This window comes from Actinophytocola sp. (assembly GCF_036002505.1).
Lineage (GTDB): Bacteria > Actinomycetota > Actinomycetes > Mycobacteriales > Pseudonocardiaceae > DASYTH01.
In genome coordinates this window covers 1-5,000 of the sequence record NZ_DASYTH010000004.1, presented here as the reverse complement: position 1 = coordinate 5,000, position 5,000 = coordinate 1, and the positions used below count along the sequence as shown (strand labels likewise).

At 72.4% G+C, this 5,000-nt stretch carries 5 protein-coding genes; all 5 read right to left on the bottom strand.

Features of this window, described 5'->3' with window-relative positions:
• Window positions 1-1,194, bottom strand: a 1,194-nt coding sequence (locus VGR06_RS00060) for an ATPase, T2SS/T4P/T4SS family (protein WP_327556812.1), incomplete at its 3' end; no start/stop codon positions are given.
• Complete coding sequence (locus VGR06_RS00055; protein WP_327556811.1) at window positions 1,191-2,111, bottom strand: hypothetical protein; 921 nt, start codon at window positions 2,109-2,111, stop codon at window positions 1,191-1,193. The genes VGR06_RS00060 and VGR06_RS00055, both read right to left, overlap by 4 nt.
• A complete protein-coding gene (locus VGR06_RS00050; RefSeq protein WP_327556810.1) occupies window positions 2,108-2,809 on the bottom strand; it encodes an SAF domain-containing protein in 702 nt (233 codons plus the stop codon). The genes VGR06_RS00055 and VGR06_RS00050 overlap by 4 nt, the downstream gene beginning before the upstream one ends.
• Window positions 2,806-3,684: a hypothetical protein gene (locus VGR06_RS00045; RefSeq protein ID WP_327556809.1), complete on the bottom strand. Its 879-nt coding sequence runs from the start codon at window positions 3,682-3,684 to the stop codon at window positions 2,806-2,808. The genes VGR06_RS00050 and VGR06_RS00045 overlap by 4 nt, the downstream gene beginning before the upstream one ends.
• Window positions 3,660-4,256 (bottom strand): hypothetical protein, encoded by a 597-nt coding sequence (locus VGR06_RS00040; protein ID WP_327556808.1) that lies wholly within the window; start codon window positions 4,254-4,256, stop codon window positions 3,660-3,662. The genes VGR06_RS00045 and VGR06_RS00040 overlap by 25 nt, the downstream gene beginning before the upstream one ends.
• Between the last annotated feature and the right edge of the window lie 744 nt (window positions 4,257-5,000).

Here is a 5,000-nt window from a genome sequence, read left to right as displayed (position 1 = left end):
CCGGGCCACATGCACGACAAGGTCCACCGACGCTGCCACCGTCTCCAGCACGGTGGTCTCCTCCACCCGCCGGGCCCCGAACGCGGCGTAGGTGCGAACCCGGGGGAGCACGTCCTCGGCCGTCGGCGCGTGGATCGTCGTCGCCACGCCTTGGGCGATGCCCTGGCCGAGGGCAAGCAGCAGCGGCAGCACACCGCCGTCGGGCTTGAGCTCCCCGAGCGCCACCCGCTGCGGGGTCTGCCGCCGCAGGTCGTGGGACAGGTACCGCTCCATCGAGTACTCGCCCTTGCCGTCCACGTTCGGCTCGCGGGCCTCGAACTCGACCAGGTTCCGGAACCGGCGCCGGTCCAAGAACAGCTCCTGCTCGTCTTCCACGGTCACCACGCGGTCCAGCACGATCCGATGCGGGTGGGCGTTCAACCACGCGCGCAGCAGGGTGGTCTTCCCGTTGCCGGTGCCCCCGGAGAAGATCACACCGATCGGCTCGCACACCGCGGCCGAACACCGCAGCACCTCGCCCACGTCATCACCGAACATGCCGGCGCCGACGAGCCCGTCGAGAGTGTCCAGCCCGGGCAGGAACAGCCGGAAGTCGATGTGCGGCAGGCTGGTGACCTTCGCGATCGCATGCACCCGCACGCCGTTCGGCAGGCGGAACCGCACCGACGGGTTGGATTCGTCGAATCGCTGACCGGCCAGCGCGGCGTGCTCGGCCGCCCACTCGAACACCTCCGCCTCGGAGGCGAACGGCGATGCGAATTCCTCCCGGTGGTCGGCGCTGCGGGCTGTGCAGACCACGTTGTGCGCGCCGTTGACCTCGACGTCGGACCACTGCGGGCTGTCGAGGAACCGTGCCACCGGGCCCAGCGGCGACACCGCTGCTCGGACGCGTTCGCGCAGCCGGTTCTCGGCATCCGGATCCAGCGGCCGGCGCCGGGCTCGCACCCGGCGCAGGTTCTCCTCCCGCAGCCAGGCCGCGGTCACCTCTTCGGCCAACGCGGCGCGCACCTCCGGCTGGACCGGGCCGCCGGCTTGCCGGCGTTCGTCGGCCAGCGCGTTGACCGCTTCGCGGATGCCGGCGACCACCTCCCGCAGCGCCGCCTCATCCAGCCCGCTGGTTGCCGCCGTCGTCGAGCGGCCGTTCGGCGTCGCCGGCCGGGGCGTGGCGCCGTCGAGCCACGCGCCGCCGGTCACGGCCGGACACCCCCCACGCCGGCCGGCTGGCCAGGCGCCGGGCGTCCTGCTGACTCAGCCGTTGTAGCCTCGCCAGCTTCGGCCGTTTCCTGGACTCGGAAGGCGTTGCAGAGTTCGCGCACTGCCCGCATGAGCGGGGACCGCTCGAGGCGGTGGGCGCGCCGGCCCTCGGGCGGCACGGCCAGTCCGCGGACTGTGCGAGGGTCCTCGGGGATTGTCACGACCGGCACCGCTCGACCGGCTCGCGCCGCTGCCTCGGCGCGTATCTCCGCTTGCCGGTAGGGCCCGTCCCCGCGGATCGCGACCGCGAGGCGCTCGAACCGCGCGGCCAGGTGCGGCATGCGCGCCAGCAGCCCCGCCAGCTCCTCGACGGTGGGCCGGGCCACCACGACGACCGCGTCGGCGGCGCTGGCGAGGTCGAGCGCCGTGCCGGCCGCGTGCAGCCGTCCCAGGTCGAGCACCAGCCGGCCCCCGGGCAGGGCGGCGCGAAGCAGGTCCAAATTGAAAGCCAGATGCTCGACAGCGCCCGCGGCATCCTCGGCCGAGGGTGGTAGGAGCACGGCGCGAACGCCCGAAGGAAGCAGTTGGACGTGGTCGTTGACCGCCGCGGCTGTCACGCCCGGGCGGAGGCTGGCCACCAGCGAGGCCAGCGAGGGCGCCTCGTCGTGCAGCCAGCACCCGTAGCGGGCGCCCAACACGCCGCCGTCGATGTCCGCCTCGACGAGGAGTCCGGCCACGGCGGCGGCGACCGCCACGCCGACAGTTGTCGCGCCGGGCGCGCCGTGGCCGGCGGCGGCGATCGCCCAGCACACTGCCCCGGCGTCGGGGGAGGCTTGACGCTCTCGACCGGCGAGGCCGGCGTCTCGTATGACGCCATCCTGGCCGTTGGGCGTCGGGTCTGGGGTCGCGGGCTTCATGGACGCACTCCCAGCAGCCGCACGCCGTTGTCGGTTGCCGCCGCCGCGGCGACCTGAGCCGCGGACCCCGGCGGCACAGACAGGTAGACGATCGTGTCCGACCGTTCACCTGTGGACTCTGCCGTGGCCGGGGCGACGGAGAGCACCTCGACCGACGGGGCAATCACCGTCGCCTGGCCGGTGGCCGGGTCGGTGCCGACGACTTGCACCCACTCGCCGGAACGCAGCACGGCTGCGGGCATGGCGTCGGCCGCCACACGCATGCCGACCGCCACTCCGTCTGGCCGGGGCGTGCCGGCTGCCACCATCTCGGGTGTCAGCAGGGTCCCGGCGGGCATGTCGACCAGCGCCGCCTTGCCCACGAGATCGCGCTGCGCCGTCGCCGGGGTGGCCAGGCGAAGTTGGCCGCCCTCGGCGGACAGCCGGACCACCGCGAGATCGGCCTCGGCGACGATCTGCCCTCGCTCGATCGGCGTGGCCAGGGCGATCACTTCGATCTGCCCGCCGCCCTGCGCGGCCAGCCAGAGGGCTCCTGCTGCGCCCAGGACCATCAACACCGGTGCGAGCAGGAGGCCCTGCCGCCGCGCCCGCCGCCGGTCGGCCGCGAGCCGGGCGGGGGAGCCGGTGAGCAGACCGTCCGGCCCGCTGGCCGAAGTGGCGGTGGGGTCGTGGAGCACGCCCGTTCCTGGCGGCGTCATCGTGCACCTGCCTGTTCGATTGCCTGGATCTCGCGTACGGGGACCGCATAGCCGGTCGCAGTGGTCAGCGGCCCGAGCGATCCGCCGGCGCCGCTGCTGGCCGACCAGGTCACCTCCCATTGGATGGACAGGCTGGCTGGCCATCCGTGGCCGTCCGGGGCCACCGAGGACGCGTCGCCGTAGGTGTAGGAGCAAGCGGGCGGCGTGGCTGGCTCGGCCATGCCGGGCCGGAACACTGGACCGGGACCGGCGCACGACACGGCGGCCGCGCCGTCGCCGGGTTCGAACACCAATTGTGTCGGCTGCGCCGTCACGGTCGCGGACAGTCCGGGGATCGCGGCCGTCGCGGACACCGGCGCCCACTGGCCGCCGGACACCGCGAACCACAGCGGGAGGTGCACGACCGGCGCCGCGTCCGGGTTCAGCTTCGGCGAGAACAGGCCCTGTGGGGCCGGGAGCCGATCCCGGACCATGTCGACGGCGATGGCTGCCAGTTCCTGCGGCGAGGCCTGCCGCACCCACACCAGTGCCGGTGCCAGGCCCGCGCATTCGCGCATGTACAGCACGGCCTTTGTGCCGTCCGGGTCCTCGCGCTCGGTGTGTGCCAGTGGCTGGCCGAATGCGAAGTAGTCCACCGCCAGCGTCCAGACGCACTTCGGCCCCGAGCCGCCGCCGGACCCGCCCGACGAGCCACGGCCACCGCCGGCCACCATGGCCACCAGTTCGTCGAGTGTGGGATCCACGGCCGCCCAAGGGCCGGGGTCGTACGGGTTCGGATCGGCCGGACCGATCTTCGCCGTCGCGCCCGGCGCGAACATGAGGCTTGCGACCACGAGCAGCGCCGGGCCGATCATCCGGACGCCTTGGCGGGGCATCGGTTTCCCCCTTCCCACGTCTTCACCACGTCGCCGCCCCGCAACTTCCAGGCGCCCTTCTGCTGGACCCAGAGGAAGCGCGTACGGGCGCTCTCGATCTCGTCGTTCACGACGATCTCCTGACCGTCGGGGCCCTTGCGGGCCGCGTCGTACAGGACACCGTCGTCGTAGGTGCACACCGTCGTCGTCGCCTCTCCCCGCGGGGGAAGGCTGGTCACGTCGACCCGTTCGACGACGTAATAGCCGTCCGGTCCGGCCCTGCCTGCCAGCCGCCTGTCAGCCAGCCCCTTGATCCTCGCGGCCATCACCACCCGTGCCGGGCTCTCCGTCGTGTACACGCTGAGGAGGCGTCGGATGCGGCCGCGATCGCCCGGCGAGGCGACGGCGCCGATGTACGCCTGGTAGTAACCCTCCTGGGCCGCCGCCAGATCTCGGCGTGCCACCGCGAGCGGGTCCGGCGAGGCGGTCGGGGGAGTGGTCCGTTCGGCCGGCGAACTCCGCCGGTCGTCGGACTGGCCAGAACGCGTTTCCGGCCTCGTCTCGTCGCAGCCGGCCGCCAGCGCGCCGGCCACCAGCACGACGACAAGCAGCCACCGCCGCCTACGGTGGCGTGTATCGCTGTTCGTCGCGCGGCTGCGACTCCAAATGTCCATAGTCCTCACACCCAGATAGTGCGAGAGGAGGCCACGGACGCGGAAAGCACAACGAGATCCCCCTGGAGGAACGGACGGACGCAGGAAATCGAATAGTCGCGCAGCGCGAGACGAACACCCAGCCGCAAACCCGCTTCGCGATCATCGAGCAACCGAGGCAGCCACGTGCCGCACGCCAGGTCCGGCATCGGACCCGCTCAGGCGCTCCGAGGATCACGAGCTCTCAGGCGAGATGCGATCTTCTCGGCGTTTCACAGACGTCCAGCGGGTCCTGACTACGGCACCGGCACACGCTGCGTGCGGGTCGGGACGAAGAGCGCCCGCATACGCACCACCAACCCCCGTCTAGCGAAGACTCCGCAGCGCTTCCAACAGTGGGTTATCCAACGTTGACGGATCGTACGCCGGGTGCCGCCGGGGCGAAAGAGTTTATGGGGGATTGATTCACAAGATAGGCCGAAGTGCACAGCGCGGGGCTGCCGGAGCCTCTTGCCGGGGCTGCCCCGTCTAGCGCCGAAAAGGCCATCCGCGTGAAGGTCGCTAAGCCGCCGCGGAGGTATCTCGCGATGACCCGTCCCAACCAACACAGCGCCCCGCTCGGGCCGGACCAGTCGGCGGAAGCCAGCGGATCGCCGGACGCTGTCGCCCGCCGTCACGAGGAGC